Source organism: Bradyrhizobium sp. USDA 4011 (assembly GCF_054063415.1).
The window spans coordinates 7,869,425-7,884,962 of the sequence record NZ_JBSSGG010000001.1; the positions used below are offsets into that span (position 1 = coordinate 7,869,425).

14 protein-coding genes are annotated in these 15,538 nt (G+C 63.8%); 7 read left to right on the forward strand and 7 right to left on the reverse strand.

Going from position 1 to position 15,538, the window contains the following annotated elements; genetic code table 11:
* Positions 1 to 130: 130 nt before the first annotated feature.
* A complete protein-coding gene (locus ACVW1C_RS37280) occupies positions 131 to 1,669 on the forward strand; it encodes an arylsulfatase B (protein ID WP_456762494.1) in 1,539 nt (512 codons plus the stop codon).
* A 233-nt stretch (positions 1,670 to 1,902) separates the two neighbouring features.
* Here the strand turns inward: ACVW1C_RS37280 and ACVW1C_RS37285 are convergent, their stop codons facing one another.
* Positions 1,903 to 2,229: a hypothetical protein gene (locus ACVW1C_RS37285; RefSeq protein ID WP_456762495.1), complete on the reverse strand. Its 327-nt coding sequence runs from the start codon at positions 2,227 to 2,229 to the stop codon at positions 1,903 to 1,905.
* 405 nt (positions 2,230 to 2,634) lie between these two features.
* Here ACVW1C_RS37285 and ACVW1C_RS37290 point away from each other — a divergent pair, with 405 nt between their 5' ends.
* Entirely contained in the window at positions 2,635 to 3,045 is a 411-nt protein-coding gene (locus ACVW1C_RS37290; RefSeq protein ID WP_456762496.1) for a hypothetical protein, read from the forward strand.
* 324 nt (positions 3,046 to 3,369) lie between these two features.
* Here ACVW1C_RS37290 and ACVW1C_RS37295 read toward each other — a convergent pair whose 3' ends face one another.
* Positions 3,370 to 3,567, reverse strand: coding sequence for a hypothetical protein (locus ACVW1C_RS37295; RefSeq protein ID WP_456762497.1), 198 nt, complete (start codon positions 3,565 to 3,567; stop codon positions 3,370 to 3,372).
* Positions 3,568 to 3,606: 39 nt separating this feature from the next.
* Here ACVW1C_RS37295 and ACVW1C_RS37300 point away from each other — a divergent pair, with 39 nt between their 5' ends.
* A complete protein-coding gene (locus ACVW1C_RS37300) occupies positions 3,607 to 4,800 on the forward strand; it encodes an RluA family pseudouridine synthase (RefSeq protein ID WP_456762498.1) in 1,194 nt (397 codons plus the stop codon).
* A 123-nt stretch (positions 4,801 to 4,923) separates the two neighbouring features.
* The gene (locus tag ACVW1C_RS37305) at positions 4,924 to 6,138 is read left to right on the forward strand and encodes an amidohydrolase family protein (protein ID WP_456762499.1); all 1,215 of its coding nucleotides are present in this window, start codon (positions 4,924 to 4,926) and stop codon (positions 6,136 to 6,138) included.
* 41 nt (positions 6,139 to 6,179) lie between these two features.
* Here the strand turns inward: ACVW1C_RS37305 and ACVW1C_RS37310 are convergent, their stop codons facing one another.
* The 5 genes from ACVW1C_RS37310 to ACVW1C_RS37330 all read right to left on the reverse strand — a co-directional run bounded on the left by ACVW1C_RS37310 (position 6,180) and on the right by ACVW1C_RS37330 (position 12,733).
* Complete coding sequence (locus tag ACVW1C_RS37310) at positions 6,180 to 7,238, reverse strand: MBL fold metallo-hydrolase (protein ID WP_456762500.1); 1,059 nt, start codon at positions 7,236 to 7,238, stop codon at positions 6,180 to 6,182.
* A 133-nt stretch (positions 7,239 to 7,371) separates the two neighbouring features.
* Positions 7,372 to 7,830: an N-acetyltransferase family protein gene (locus ACVW1C_RS37315; RefSeq protein ID WP_456762501.1), complete on the reverse strand. Its 459-nt coding sequence runs from the start codon at positions 7,828 to 7,830 to the stop codon at positions 7,372 to 7,374.
* A gap of 135 nt (positions 7,831 to 7,965) precedes the next feature.
* Complete coding sequence (locus ACVW1C_RS37320) at positions 7,966 to 10,122, reverse strand: alkaline phosphatase family protein (RefSeq protein ID WP_456762502.1); 2,157 nt, start codon at positions 10,120 to 10,122, stop codon at positions 7,966 to 7,968.
* A complete protein-coding gene (locus tag ACVW1C_RS37325; RefSeq protein ID WP_456762503.1) occupies positions 10,122 to 11,930 on the reverse strand; it encodes a multicopper oxidase family protein in 1,809 nt (602 codons plus the stop codon). The genes ACVW1C_RS37320 and ACVW1C_RS37325 overlap by 1 nt, the downstream gene beginning before the upstream one ends.
* 347 nt (positions 11,931 to 12,277) lie before the next feature.
* Positions 12,278 to 12,733, reverse strand: a complete 456-nt coding sequence (locus ACVW1C_RS37330) for a hypothetical protein (RefSeq protein WP_456762504.1) — start codon at positions 12,731 to 12,733, stop codon at positions 12,278 to 12,280.
* A 70-nt stretch (positions 12,734 to 12,803) separates the two neighbouring features.
* Between ACVW1C_RS37330 and ACVW1C_RS37335 the strand changes: the two genes are divergently transcribed.
* The 3 genes from ACVW1C_RS37335 (at position 12,804) to ACVW1C_RS37345 (ending at position 15,494) form a co-directional block, all read left to right on the forward strand.
* Positions 12,804 to 13,589 (forward strand): ATP12 family chaperone protein, encoded by a 786-nt coding sequence (locus tag ACVW1C_RS37335; RefSeq protein ID WP_456762505.1) that lies wholly within the window; start codon positions 12,804 to 12,806, stop codon positions 13,587 to 13,589.
* Positions 13,590 to 13,653: 64 nt separating this feature from the next.
* Entirely contained in the window at positions 13,654 to 15,234 is a 1,581-nt protein-coding gene (fliK, locus tag ACVW1C_RS37340; protein ID WP_456762506.1) for a flagellar hook-length control protein FliK, read from the forward strand.
* A complete protein-coding gene (locus tag ACVW1C_RS37345) occupies positions 15,231 to 15,494 on the forward strand; it encodes an EscU/YscU/HrcU family type III secretion system export apparatus switch protein (RefSeq protein WP_456655294.1) in 264 nt (87 codons plus the stop codon). The genes fliK and ACVW1C_RS37345 overlap by 4 nt, the downstream gene beginning before the upstream one ends.
* The last annotated feature ends 44 nt before the right edge of the window (positions 15,495 to 15,538 follow it).

A 15,538-nucleotide genomic window follows, 5' to 3' on the forward strand; every position in this document is an offset into this window, starting at 1 on the left:
TTGAATGTCAGCAAAGGGCCCACAAGCGGAAATCCCAATTTGCTCCAAGTACGGTGCGATACACTTCGACTTCGACCGCCTCTGGCGCTTTAGCTGCATACCGGCGGCTTGAATAACTTGATCTAACGCAATGATTGGATTGATCCGCCTGCCAAGCTTTTTCCCAAAGCTCTTGGAGGAGGCGTCAATGATGCGTACGGCAATAAGGTTTACGCTCCTAGCATGCAGCCTCATGGGTTCCTGCGGATTGGCATACGGACAGGGTACGAAGCCCAACATTGTGGTCATCTTGGCCGATGATCTAGGTAATGCCGATCTAGGCTATCGCGGCAGCGACATCAAAACGCCGAACATCGACCAGCTAGCCAAGGAAGGCGTGCGAGCGGAAGCATTTTATGGAATGCCGGTTTGCACGCCATCGCGAGCAGAGCTCATGACCGGTCGCTACGCCATGCGCTATGGCTTGCAAACGCTCGTCATATTTCCGAGCCATGCATACGGACTGCCGACGGACGAGCGCACGCTTCCGCAGGCGCTAAAGGAAGCTGGATATCAAACGGCCATGGTCGGCAAATGGCACCTTGGTCATGCCGACAAGAAATTCTGGCCACAGAACCGCGGCTTCGATCATTTCTACGGCAATCTTGTCGGCGAGGTGGACTATTTCACCAAGGAGCGGGGTGGACTGGTCGATTGGCAGCGGGACGGCAAGTTCCTCAAGGAAGACGGCTACTTTACGACCCTGATCGGGAATGAAGCCGTCAACATAATCAAGACCCACGACACTTCCAAGCCGCTGTTCCTCTACGTGGCATCCCTCGCACCGCACGCACCTTATCAAGCCCCTAAGCAGGACATCGATGCCTACAAGAATGCGGCCGGCGACGTCCATCGGCACACCTATGCCGCCATGATCACCGATTTGGATACCCAAGTTGGGCGGATAGTTACTGCGTTGAAGCAGAAGAACATGCTCGACAACACGCTCATCGTATTCAGCAGCGACAATGGCGGCGCCAAGAGCGCTCTGTTTGCAACAGGGGCCCGGTCACCTGAGGAGCGTGCGGAAAGTGGGGGCGTAGAGCTTGGTGCGAAGCCCCCAGCCTCGAATGGTGCTCTCCGCAGTGGCAAGGGGTCCCTTCACGAAGGTGGTGTCCGGGTTCCGACCATCTTCTATTGGCCCACCAAGCTCAAACCGAGCATTGTCAATGAACCATTGGGTATGGTCGATGTGATGCCAACGGTGCTGGCACTCGCCGGAGCAAAGGGCAGCCCGGACCACCCCTTCGATGGCAAGGATATTTGGCGGACCTTGGCGGAGAACCAGCCTTCGCCTCATGAAGACGTCCTGATCAATGTCGAGGCTTTCCGCGGAGCCATCCGCAAAGGCAATTGGAAGCTGGTCAAGATTGCGCTGCTTCCGGGCAAGACCGAGCTATTTGATCTTGCAAAGGATCCAGGGGAGAGGAATAACGTCGCTAATCTGTTTCCCGAGGTCGCTAACGATCTGCAAGCGCGCCTCTTGACCTACGCAAAGGAAATGAAGCCAAGCGAGTGGATTAAGGCCCAGCCAGCCTTCCTCGGCGCACAGGGCAAGACGCTCTTCGACCCAGACTTCGACATCGACGATAGCGGGCTGCCGCGAGAGAAGGTCGTGCTTCCGAAGTGATCGGATCATAGGACTTGCGTGAAAGCCGATCTGCGGTGGCACTCCTATTCTGTCGTTAATGTCTCTTGTGGGTCAAACTCGGAAGTCGGAGGGTGCAACCGTGACGTCCGGTTTTCCTCCGTCACCGGACTTTCGATGGCCGGCGCTGCACTTCCGAAACGGGCCACAAACAAACCTTACTAGTTCCCTCTGGTTTGACTTCGTAGACGCCAAATCGCTCACACAGGTGTGGTTCAAATGCTGCCGTGCGATTGCCATGCGTAGGCAAGCCAGATGGCAGGAAGCGGAAACGTAATGATGAACGAGCCGAAGAAGGCTGAACTTCGGGAGGGTTCAGCATCGCTAAAGCCACTCCGGATGAGAACTATCAGAACCGGGATCGCATACACGGTCAAATTGAACAGCAGAGCTTGGCCTGCGGTTGGATTGGCCGGCAGGCTGGTGAAGATATCTCGAACGCCGAAATAGAGGCCCGCAAAGGCGATAAGCTGAATGAAAGCCGAAAGGCCTCCGACTATCGCACCGGCAATAAGGCCCCCAAGGCTAGCGGACGAATACATTTACCTTAAGCTCCATCTCCGGTTCGCACCGGATGTTGGCGACAGCTCTCTAAAGTTTAGTAGCAGGATCCATACAATCGTGCGACCGAACTTCTCGAAGACATGGAACAAGCAGCCAAGGTTAACGAGCGAAGGGCCCACATTGGCCGCGGTTTGATATCCGGTCCGGGTCACAAGGCGACATCCCGCGGTCGAGGCCGCGTGTCCGCTTACCCCTCGAACGCGGACGGTCCCGGATTTATGAGTACACGCCCTTAGAGGTTCACCATATGTAGCGATCGTAGTTCGGTCACCACGTTGTCCAACGAACGCCGGGAAACAAAGCGGCGAGGACATGGATCTGCGCAATATCTTATCCTCAACAGATCTTTTTGGCGATCTTGCCAACCAGGAGAGTGAATTCGAGTGACTGCTGCAGAAACCGATCCAGCGAGGCAGGGCGAACTATTGCGCCGAGCCTTGGCTGATCATGTTCGTTCCGCACAGAGTAGCGAGCGCATCCGATGGGGCGGACTTCGCGGCTTCATCGATATTGACGAGCTCATCGGGCAATACATCCCGGAAGGAAGTTCGTTTGACACCGCTGAAGGTGTCTTGCGCAGCGCTGGTTTCACTCTGGATCCTCGACCATCTCCCGATGTTGCACCGAGATTCCCCGGAAGCGAGGAGGAATTCGATGTGCAGGTGGGTCTGGGATATGGCCGTGATCACTTCGAAGGCGGCGCTCAATGCGCGGTCAGCCTGCGTCCAAAGAGGCCATACGACTACAGCGTTGTTTTTCGCGTCGTAACTAACTGCATGTTCTTGACTAAGTAGGGTTGGCAGGTGGCGAAGCTTAGTCTGGTGTTCACTCCCATGGTCGTTCCCAATCCTAGATGAGATTGGGCTGCGGCCGCGAACAGCGCGCGGTCCGTTGTCTGCGGCGTGGAAGCGTCAGTTGCAGACGCAAGCAAATGCCATATGCAACAGCCTTGGGCGAGGAGTATTTGCGCAATTTCGGAATATTAGAAGAATATCCCTGAGTTGCCCGACGTGTCAAGTTGCTTTGTCGAACGCCGCCCGCCGGCTCCTTTGCATGGGGTTGTTTTCGATATTTTGCCAGCGCCTCCTGCGATCGACGCGGCCGAGTTCCAGCAGCTTCTAGGCCAGGTCTTCCGGCATCGGGTCCTGCGGCGTCGGGCTTTGCTGGGCCAGCGCCGGGCTGGAGAGCATCAGGGCCGCCGCCAAAGCCGAAATCGCCAGTCTCATTCCAAGGGTCTCCGTCGATTGCCTGATGCGGCCGACTTGACCAATGTTGTGCCGGATTCGTACCGATTTCGCCGTGACGATTCGCGGCATTTGCGCTACCCACGGGCTTAACTTCGGAGTTGCAACCCCATGAGCCGCCGCGTCAAGAGACCTCTCCGCCCAGCCGCCGACCGCGCCAAAGGCGCGCGTCCCCATCGCGGCCCGGCCGCCGAGCGGGGGTCGGCGCATCGCGCGGGCGGCAAGCCGGCGGTGCGGCTTGGCGACAAGCAGCGGGCGCCCAAGCCATTCGTGCCCGAGCCGGAGAAGAGCGTCGCCGAGCCGCCGCCGCTGCCTACCAAGGTGCAGACCGTGGTGGTGACGGCGGACGAGGACAACATGCGCGTCGACCGCTTTCTCGAGGCGCGTTTCCCCGGCCTGTCGTTTTCCCACATCCAGCGCATCGTTCGTAAGGGCGAGTTGCGCGTCAACGGCAAGCGTGCGGACAGCAAGGACCGGCTGGAAGAAGGGCAGAGCGTCCGTATTCCGCCGCTGCGGCTCGATACGCCGAAGGCGGCCACCAGCCTGTCTGAAGCGGCGAAGAAGACCCTCCAGGATCTCAAGGACATGATCCTGTTCGAGGACGCCGACGTGATGGTGCTGAACAAGCCCGCAGGTCTGGCGGTTCAGGGCGGCTCCGGCATCACGCGCAATGTCGACGACATGCTGGAGGTGATGCGCGACGCCAAGGGGCAGAAGCCGCGGCTGGTGCATCGGCTCGACCGCGAGACCTCGGGCTGCCTGCTGATCGCCAAGACGCGCTTTGCCGCAACCGCTCTGACCGGCTCGTTCCGGCATCGCTCCGCGCGCAAGATCTACTGGGCGCTGGTCGCCGGCGTGCCGAAGCCGAAGCAGGGCCGCATCTCGACCTATCTCGCCAAGGAGGAGAGCGAGGAGGACAGCATCATGCGGATCGCGGCGCATGGCGACGAGGGCGCCAGCCACGCCGTGACCTACTACGCCGTGGTCGAAACCTCGGCGACGAAGCTCGCCTGGGTCTCGCTCAAGCCGGTGACCGGCCGCACCCATCAATTGCGCGCCCATATGGCGCATATCGATCACGCGATCGTCGGCGATCCGAAATATTTCAACAAGGAAAACTGGCAGCTGCCGGGCGGCCTGCAGAACCGGCTGCATCTGCTCGCCCGCCGCATCGTGATTCCGCACCCGCGCGGCGGCGTGATCGACGCGACGGCTCCGCTGCCGCCGCACATGCTGCAGTCATGGAATCTGCTCGGGCTCGAGGCCGATCGCTTCGACCCGATCGAGAACGCGCCTGAGGAGTGACGGCGGACGCCGCCTTCCGATATCCGTCGCGGACAGCAAGAACGATCAAAGCGGCTCATCGCGCCGCGGCTATGTTGCCGCGCGCCGGTCGTTGCCGGCATGCACCCATCAAAGAGGCTGTCCATGATCCGGACCTGGTTACGCATTGCGCTTTTTCTCATTGGCTCGGCTGTCGGCTCCGCGGCGGCGCATGCCGAGACCGTGGTGCTCCGCGGCGGCACGCTTTACGCATCGGCCGATGCGGCCGCGCTGCCGGATGCGGCGATCGTGATCACGGACGGCGTCATCAGTGCGGTCGGCAAGTCCGGCGACGTCAAGCTGCCATCGGATGCGCGCCTGATCGATTGCAGCGGCAAGACTGTTGTTGCCGGGTTCTGGAACAGCCACGTCCATTTCACGGAACATGTCTGGCACAACGCCGGCGAGGCGCCGGCCGCACCGCTGACGCAGCACATGCACGAGATGCTGACCCGATGGGGTTTTACCACGGTCTGGGATCTAGGCTCCGATCCACGGAACACGCTGCCGCTGCGCAAGCGCATCGCAGCAAATGAGGTCGCCGGTCCCAACATCCTGCTCGCCGGCAACGTGTTTCCCAAGGGTGGGCATCCCGTCTACCTGCCGCCCGAAATTCAGCTTCCAGAGGCCGCGACGCCCGAGGAGGCGGCGAAGTGGGCGCGCGACTGGCTCGCGATGGGCGAGGACGGCATCAAGCTGTTCACCGGCGCGTTCATGGGCGACAAGCCCGTCATCAACATGGACCCGGCGATCGCCAAGGCGGCCGTCGATGTCGCGCATGCGCAGGGCAGGCCGGTGTTCGCGCATCCGCAGAACAAGATCGGCGTCGAGACGGTGATCGCAGCAGACGTCGACGTGCTCGCGCACACCACGCCCAGCGAGCGAAGCTATACCGATGATCAGCTGGCGCGGTTCAAGGCGCACGGGACTGCGCTGATCCCGACGCTGTCGCTGTTCACGACGGTGGTTCTCGACCCCAACGTCACCAACCGCCTGGTGGCCGCGACCGTCAACCAGCTCAAGCAGTTCTCGGAGAACGGCGGCACCGTGCTGTTCGGCACCGATGTCGGCTTCACCACGCTGTATGACACCACGCAGGAATTCCAGCTGATGCACCGCGCGCTGTCGGAACGCCAGGTGCTGGCCTCGCTGACGACCAATCCGGCGCGGTTCTTCAAGGCCGAGAAGAAGGGCAAAGTGGAGCAGGGCTTTGACGCCGATCTCGTGGTGCTCGACGGCGATCCGCTCAGCGACGTCGCCAATCTTGCGAAAGTGAGCACCACCATCCGCGCGGGTCAGGTGATCTATCAAAAGCCGTGACGGCCGGCCGAAGGCGAAATCGGGAGGATGTCGTCCCGGGTCTATTTGGCGGGAATACGCAACGTCGCGAGATCGGAGCCGACGATCGTCGTGCCGGTGAAGCCGCCTGCCTCGGCCGCGGCGCGGTAGTCCGCCTCGGTCAGCGCACCTCCGGGCACCTTGTAGGGGCCGTGATGCGTCGCCCCGACCTGCGGCGCAAGGTGGGTCAGCATCAGGAATTTGGCGCCGGTGCGTTTTGCCATGGCGCCGAGGTCAGGCGTCAGGCTCTGGCGGTAGAAGACCGGAGGCGGCATGCCGCTGTCGCGCTCCGGACCCATGATCGGGTGCATGGTCGAGTGCACGATCACGTCGGCGCCTTGCGCCAGCTTCTCGACCTCTGCCGATGTCGAGGTCGGACGGGGCGGCGCAGGGCTGTCGTTGCTGGCATCGCCGCCGATCACGACGCTGCCGGCAGGCGTATCGACGCGATAGGAGGCGTGGCCCGCGACGTGGGTCGAGCGGATCGCGCTCACCTTGACGTCGCCCTTCGTCCAGACCACCTGTGGCTCGTCGCTCGGCTCGAATGTGATGAGGTGCGCGAGCTCGGCGGGTCCGCCAGCCAATCGTCTCTTGTCCTCCGAGATCCGTTGCGCGATCTCGCCGGACTGGACAAAGGCGTCACCGATATGCGCTACGAACTTGCCGCAGCTCATGGTGAAGCCGAGCGGTGAGGGTGCATCGCTGCTGCAGACGACATCGACTCTGGCTCCGCTGGAACTCCAGTTCCAGCGCGCCAGCAGCAGGTCGACGAAGCCCTCGGTGTGGTCCGAATGCATGTGGGTGAAGAAGACCGCGTCGATCTGCGCGGGATCGACGTTCAGTTGCGACAGCCGCAAGACGGTGCCACGGCCAGCGTCGAACTGCAGCTTCAGCGTATTGCAATCGGCGCTGTCGTCCCCGTAGCGCACAAGTGTGCCGGCGCCCGCGACGCCATTGCGCAAGGCGGGACCGCTCATGGTGCCGGTCAAGGTGACGAGCAGGCAGGGCGCCGATTGGGCGGGAAGCGGCAGCAGCAGCCAGATGGCGGCCAGCAAGGATGTCGGAAGAATGAAGTGCCGCATGCCGTCGGCTCCCGCGTCGTTCCGGTGATCAGGGAGACTGCCAAAGCCTGCGCCATATCACAACGGTCGGCCGCGCCGCATCGAGGTGTTGTGATCGCGCGGCCGATCGGTCTCGCCGCGCGGTGCGGCAAGCTTAAAGCATCAGCTTGTAGCCGAGATGGCTGCCGACGAATCCCAATCGCTCGTAGAAGCGGTGCGCGTCAGGGCGGGCCTTGTCGGTGGTCAGCTGCACGAGATCGCAGCCTCTCGCTTTGCATTGCGCGATCGCCCATTCGAACATCTGCTGGCCGACGCCCGAGCTGCGGTGCGCCTCGGCGATCCGGACCGCCTCGATCTGTCCGCGCCAGGCACCAAGCCGCGCCAGTCCGGGGATGAAGGTGAGCTGCAACGTGCCGATCACATTGTCATCAAGCGTTGCCACCAGCTGCAGCTGGTTGGGATCGGCGAGGATGGCCTGGAAGGCGTCGACGTATCGGCGGTTCGGCGGCGAACTCGCATCCTCTCGCTGCTGCCCCAGCACATCGTCAGCGAGCAGGGCGATGATCGCGGGAAGGTCGGCGACTTGAGCCGGGCGGAACGCGATTGAGGGCATTGCACGGGATTCCAAGGTGGCGGGGTCGGCGTCGCCGGCGACGTTACTCGCGCAGGTGATGGACATCCAGCTCGGCAAAAACGAAATCCGCCGGCCTTTCGGGCCGGCGGATCGGTATGTCGCGAAGTGCGGTGGTCAGTGATCCCAGCCGCCGTCATGATGATGGCCGCCGTCGTCGAAGTCGAAGACGTCGAACAGATCGCTGAGCGCCGGGCTGTTGACCGGAACGTAGGGATTGCCGGGCGCCGCGACCGGGTTCGGGAAGTTGTCGCGGCTGCGGTTCGTGATCGGCTCCAGGCGCCAGTTCCGCTCGATGAATTTGATGATCGAGACGTGATCGGCATATTCATGCGAGATGTGGCCGTGCCGCGCGAACGGCGACACCACGATCAGCGGAATACGCGTGCCGTCGCCGAAATAGTCAAGCGGCTGTACGTAGCCGGAGTCGAAGTAGCCGCCGCCTTCGTCGAAGGTGATGAAGATCGCGGTGTCCTTCGCATAGTCCGAGGCCTGCACCTGGTCGACGATCTTCTTGGTGAAGCCCTCGAACAGATTGAGCTTGGATGACGATGGGTGACCGTCGGTGAAGCCGCTCGGCTTCACGATCGAGACCGCCGGCAGCGCGTGCTTGGAGAGGTCGGAGTACAGATCAACCGAGTCCTTGATATGGGCTGCGACCTGATCCGGGTGCGACATGATCGAGGTGTCGTACTGGAACGGATTGCAGATGTTGCAGTACTCGTCCGCGGTCGGACCGGCCACGCCCCAGTTGAGCTGGTAGGGATCGTTGACGTAGTTGTTCCACTGGTCGCCGTAGTACTTCCAGGAGATGTTCCGCTCGTTCAGGCTGTCGCCGATGCTCTTGCGGGTCGACGGCGGGATCGTGAACGGCGTGTTGGACGGATTGGTGTCGGTGTAGGCGTTCTTGCCGTTGCCGAAGTAACCCGGATTGTAGTTGTTCAAGAGATAATAGTGGCCGGGTTCGCAGTTCGCGTTGATGTGTATCCCCTTCAGATAGTCCAGGATCGGCTTGACGCCGGGCTGGCTCGGATCCGAGCAGTCGCTGTAGGAGCCGCCGCCGGACACCGGGCTCGTCTGGTAGGGCGGCGGGTAGCCGCCATTGCCGCCGGCGCCGTAGCCGTCCTCGGTGTACCAGTTGTTGGTGCCGGCAGCCGGATTCGGATTCTCGATCTGATGCACGATGCCGGCGTCGGGGGTGCCGCCGAACACCTGCGTGCCGTTCGGCGGCACCGCGGCGTTGCCGTAGGTGTCGCTGAAGTAGAGCATGTCGGCATGACCGAACATGATGTGGTTGGCACCGGTGCCGCCATTGACGGACTGGTGGAAGTTGTCGCTCATCGCGTATTTCTGCGCGAGCGAGGTGAAGTAGGGCACGTCACCCTTCTGCACGTTGTAGAAGCCGAGCGCCGTCGAACCCTCGCCCGTGGTCGTTGCCGTCGGCGAGTAGTCCGTCGAGAAGTTGGAGGGCTGCGCCGCGCCGTTGGCGCCGGCGCCGACGGTCACTTCGACCCAGGCGAACAGGTTGCCGCCGCAGCCCGACGGATTGTCACGGCTGGCCGCCGAGTGGTTGCAGTTCAGCTGTTGCCACATCTGGTAGAAGCGATGCACCGGGCTTGCCGAATAGGTGTCATAGGGCATCGCATCGCTGTTGGTGAGCTGGAACGGACCGGCCGGCAGCGCGCTGACATTGGTGATGCGCTGGTCGGGGGTCTGCGAGGTCTGACCGGTGCCGCCGCTCAGGAGGAACTGGTAGTACTCGCTCGGCAGGCCGGATTCCGACTGCTGCGCCAGCACAAGCGACGCCTCGCAGGTCGTGATCGGCGAGCTGCCGCATTTGTTCGGGATGTAGGAGACCTTGGGGCCGCCGACCAGTGGAGCCGGCAATTGATCCTTGGGGAAGTTCTGCTTCGGCGGGCTCAGCAGGAACGCATCGTTCAGGCCGGTATCGGTCGCCGCCTGCTGATGCGCCTTCTCGAAGTTCGGCCCGGGGATCGCGTTCTTGTTGTTATCGAGCTTGACGATGCCCTGCGAGAGCAGATTGAACACGCTCTGGTCGCGCCGTTCGGGCACGTAGGTCGCGAACACATGGTCGAAGCTGCGGTTCTCGCCGATGATGACGATCACGTGCTTGATCGGCGACCGCGTCTCGTGTCCACCGTGGTGATTCCAGTCCTCCGCTAGCACCGGGCCGGCGGTGAACTGACCTAGCGCAAGCGCGCTGAGGGTGAGGCGGCAACCTTGCAGCCAACGTGACCTGTGCTTGTCGCGCATTAAAGCTCTCCTTTTTGCTGGTTGAGCGGCTTGGTGGAACTTGCGGTGTCTCGCGGCACGACCCTGATCCGTCCCATCATGCCGCCGTCCTCGTGCTCGAGGACGTGGCAGTGGTAGACGAAGGTGCCGACGATGTTGGGATCGCGAAAATCCATGCGCAGGCGCACGCTCGGATATTTCAGCATCCGGGTGTTGTAGTAGGGGACGTTGACGGTATCGCGCAGGAACGGCTCGTTGACGGCGACGCCGGACCAGTCGAGCAGCTGGAAGTGCAGCTGATGGATGTGGAAATCATGCAGCTCCATCGAGCGGTTCTCGATGATCCAGTCCTCGACGTCGCCCTGTCTCGCGGTGATGTCGGGAATATCAGATCGCGGATCGAACGGTTTCGGCGTCTCTCCGTCGACGGTCATGAAGAATTTGGTCGGGCTGTTCGGGTCGTTCGGGTTCTCCGGCTGCTCGGAGAAGAACAGCTTCCTGACGCGCACCGGCGCGACGGTCCCGACCCACGGCCGCTCCGGTCGCGGCAACGGCTCGGCATGAGCGGGCAGCACGGCCTGCGGCTCGCTTGCATTGACTGAAGACGTGATCGCCACCAGCGCGCGGTTGGGATCGTTCTCGCCGGCAGGCCCAGTGTCGACCGCGCGCGTCACCAGCAACGCCGATGCGCCGGCCGGCGGTCCCTCGACGATGAATTCGGCGCGCGAGCCCGGCGGCAGGCCGATATGGTTGACCCATTGCACTGATGGCGAGGGGCTGCCCTGGAATTGCAACGGCACCCCATCGAGACCGACGATGCCGATCTGTTGCGGCGTGCGGCCGACCAGCAGCGCGAGGTTGAGATAGGTGATCGCGGACGCGTTCAGCACCCGCCAGAGCTGCCGCTCGCCCGGCTTCATCGTGAGCCGGGCCGGCGGATAGTTCGGATAGGGTACCGGCACGAAATTGACGGAGAGATCCTTCGACGGCTTGCCGAAGCCGGTGCCGGAGTTGGCGACGTCGCCGTCATTGTCGAGCTGGCTCTTGGTCATGACCGGCTCGGATTTCGACGGCAGCGCGTCGGGATTGACGAGATCCTGGTCGCGGATCACGAGCACGCGCTCGGGCAGGCCAGCGAGCTGTGGATCGGCGCGCTCGATGCCTTCGATGATGATGGCGCCTGAGGCGCCGCCGAGCACCTGCGTCTTGCTGAAGCCGTGCAGATGCGGGTGATACCAATAGAGGCCGGGTGGCGCGTCATCCGGAATGCGCAGGCGGTACTCGAACGGCGCGTCGTCGGGCTGGATCGAGGTTTTCAGCACGTCATCCTGATGGCAGACCGGCGGCACCGTCAGCCCGTGGAAGTGCAGATTGGTCGAGATCGGCGTCATCGCGCCGCTCTCGCAAACATCGGCCTGCTTTCGCGCAGTGCAGATCGGCGCGCCCGCGAGCGGGCGGTCGATCGCAGGTGTTGCCGTATCGAGGTCGACGAGGTCGTTCTTGAAATGGATGACCAGCTGATCGCCCGGCTTCAGCCGCAAGGTCGGCGACGGCTTGCCGTCCGGTGTCAGATAGCAATAGCGGCTCGTTCCATCCGGCAGCTTCTGATCGTGGATACTGAGGCCGGTTTCGAGGATACCATCGCGGCTGCGCAATTCGGCAGATTCCTCGATCGCGCTTCCAGGCTCGGGCCGGGCACAAACGTCATGTTGCGCTTGCGGCGCATTCTGCAGGCCCGTTGCGCCGAGCCAGGCCGTCATGCCGCTCACGGCAAGCCCGAGGCACGCCGCGGCGATGGCACAACAAACGGTCGAAAGTCGTCGTGCCACGGCGCCCCGCCAATACGCCGCCATCGGCGCGCAAACGCGTACGGACGCCACGCGTGACGCCGGTTCACGTCTTGCGACCGCAATGGTCGACCAATGCTTCTGTTTGGTGTCGCGAGGCTAGCCGCGCGTTGTTGCCGGAATCTGGCAGGTTTTTAACGCGCAGATGACAGCGCCTTGCGGCACTTCGACGCGGAAGTGCGCGCGACGTTCAAGCCTGCTGAGCGATCAATCGGATGAACCATTGGCGTACCGAATTGCGGAGAAAGCAGGACGCGCAGGCAACCGTCAGATATTTTTCTCTTGCGCGTCGCCGATCGCAGCGCGCGCTGTCGTCTTGACGATCGGGATTAGCGCCTGAACTGCGCGAGAAACATCCGCAACGAATCGTGCGGGCTCTCGACGTCCGCAATCACCCAGCCGTCGGGTCCGTTGACGACGATGAAGTTGAGCGTGACCGCGCGGCCTTCGTTGTCGAATGTGACCGTCACGTCGGTCTTGTCGAACTGCCGGCGCGGAATTGCGATCGAGATCGGGCCGAGTCGCCACGTCGGGCCCTGCACCAGGAAATCGTAGGGGGCGTCGTGCAGGGCGGTCCAGGCGCCGCGAAGGCTGGGATCGAAGAATTGGCGGGCGGTTTCGTCGTCGCGCGGCAGGCCATTCGAAAATGCGGCGCTGCCTTTGCCATAATGGGCGTAGACGTTGCGGATCAGTGATTCCGGTGTGCGGAACCCGGCGTCGGTGGCGGCGGCTCCGAAAACCGTCGCCACCAGTGAAAGACCCGCGAGGAATTTGCCGCGTCCCATCAGCTTTATTTGCCGTTGCCGCTGACGTATCTTGCAGGGAAATCCTCCCAAGCGAAAGCCGGCCGGCGCGATGCGCGAACTCTTCGACGACGTCCCAGACCAGTCCCCGCTCGACCCGCAGGAGGCGGTCCGCCGCCACATCCGCAGGCCGCAGCGCAAGCGGTTCTACACCAGCGCCGGCGTGGCCGAGGCTGATGGCGGATTTGCGATCACGCTCGACGGCAAGCAGATACGCTCGCCGTCCGGCAAGCCGATCGTGGTGCCGAGCCGCGCCATTGCGGATGCGGTCGCGGCCGAATGGAATGCACAGGGCGAGACCATCGATCCCATGGCCATGCCGCTGACGCGCCTGGCCAACAGCGTGATCGAGGGGGTGATCGACCGCGTCGACGAGGTCGCTGACGATGCGGCAAAATTCCTCGGCAGCGACCTGCTGTTCTATCGCGCCGGCTACCCCGAGACGCTGGTGGCGCGCGAGGCCCGGCACTGGGACCCGATCCTGTTCTGGGCCGCCGATACGCTCGGCGCACATTTCGTCATGGCCGAGGGGGTCATGCATGTCGGCCAGCCCGAGCCCGCGATCAAGGCGGCGCGTGCGGCGTTCCCGACCGATCCATGGTCGGTCGCGGCGCTCCATGTGGTGACGACGCTGACCGGCTCGGCGCTGCTGGCGCTGGCGCTCGCCCATGGCGTCCGCGACGAGGACCAGGTCTGGGCCGCCGCCCATGTCGACGAGGACTGGAACATCGAGAAATGGGGCGTCGACGAGGAGGTCGCCGCGCGCCGCGCCGCCCGGCAGGTCGATTTCAGGGCCGCCGCCGGCGTCCTGAGGGAGTTCAGGTCGGCTGCCGGTTAACGAGACCTTTACGGCGCCAAGCTAGCCTGCGGCTTGATCCTGCCGCCTGGCCGAGACCTCCGACATGGCTATCGCCGTCAATCCCGTGCTGCCGGTGCTCGCCTCGAAGGAGGCGGACAGCGCTGCGCCGGACCTCACGCTGGAGGCCGGCAGCGTCGTCAATGCCCAGGTGCTGAAGGTGCTGTCGGCCGATCTGGTGCGGATCGCGATCGCGAGCCTGTCGATCGACGTCCAGACCGAGGTGCCGCTGCAGCAGGGCCAGAACCTGCAGCTTGCGGTCTCGCAAACCAATGACGGCATCCGCCTGCAACTGGTCGGGCCGGGCGCCGACACGGGCGATGCCGTGCAATTGTCGCCGGAGGCGACCAACGCCAGCGCGGCTCCGCAACCCGTCGCCGCGGCGCCGAAGGCCGTGCTGTCGCCGCTCGAGCGCATCACCATCACCGCGACCGCGCAGCATGCGGCGGCGCTGCAGGGCAGCCAGGCGCCGCTGTTTGCCAACCTCACGGCGGTCGCCGCGGCCAATCTGCCGCCGAAGCTGCAGGCCGCGATCGCGCAGGTGCTGGCGCAGCAGACCGGCCTCGACGAGAATTTGAGCGGCGATGCCGTCAAGGCCGGCTTCCAGAAATCCGGACTGCTGCTGGAGGCGACGCTCGCCTCGGGCGTTGCGCCGGCGAGCGGCAGCGTGCCCGATCTGAAGGCCGCGCTGATCGTGCTGCGGCAGGCGCTGACCTCGCTCGGCGCCGGCGATGCCACAAGGCCCGCGTCCACGCCGCTGCAGCAGCCGGCGCTTGCCAGTGCCGGCACGGCCCCGGGCATTGTGCCGCCGGCAATGCCCGAGCTCGAGGTTCAGGAGATATTGCTGCCGCAAGCGCGCGTGCCGGTAGCCGAGGATATCACCCGCGGTGCCACCCACCTTGCCGGGGCGCTCGCGGATGCGCTCGATGCCGGCCCGTCATCCGGCGGCGCGCTCAATCTCATTCAGGAAGCGCTGCATGAGCTCGGCAATCCGGCACGGCAGGGCGCCGCGCCGAGAGAGATGCTGCCCGGCGACGTGCCCGCACGCGGCAGCGCGCCGCCACCGCCGTTTCACGGCGCGCTGCCGTCGGCCCAGGCTGTTGTGGAGCCGTCGATTGCCCCTGGCACGCCGCTTGCGACCGCCGCGCATCGCCTCTTGGAAAACACCGACGCGGCACTGGCGCGGCAGACGCTGCTGCAGATCGCCTCGTTGCCGGATCGTGGCGACGGCACGCGTCCGCAGCTCGACGCAATGGTGCCGCGCTGGAATTTCGAGATTCCGTTCCTGACCCAGCAGGGCACGGCGATGGCGCAGTTCGAGATTTCCCGCGACAGCGGCGGCAACGAGGTCGAAGCCGCCAAGCGGGTGTGGCGTGCGCGCTTCACGCTCGACGTCGAGCAGGCCGGGCCGGTGCACGCGCTGGTCTCGCTGAACGGCGAGCGCACCTCGGTGCGGATGTGGGCCGAGCGTCCCTCGACCGCCGCGCAGCTACGTGCCGGCGCTTCCGAGCTGAGCCAGGCGCTGACCAGGGCCGAGCTCACGCCCGGCGATATCGAGATCCGCGACGGCAGTCCGCCGCAACCTGCGCCCGCGCGCGCCGGCCATTTCCTGGACCGCGCATCATGAGCGAGATGCAGAACCAGCTCGCGGTCGCGCTGCATTACGATCACGCCGGCGCGCCGCGCGTGGTCGCGAAAGGCAAGGGCGCGATCGGCGCCAAGATCATCGAGGTCGCCAAGGCCAACGACATCCCGATCGAGGAGAACGAAGTCTTGGCCGGCGCGCTCTCGAATGTCGAGCTCGGCGACGAGATTCCGGCCGAGCTCTACAAAGCCGTCGCCGAGGTGCTGGTGTTCGTGCTGCGGCTGTCGGGTCGGGCGCGGTAGCGATGGCGTTTTCAGCGAAGCGGGCACCGGCTTCGCGTGAAGAA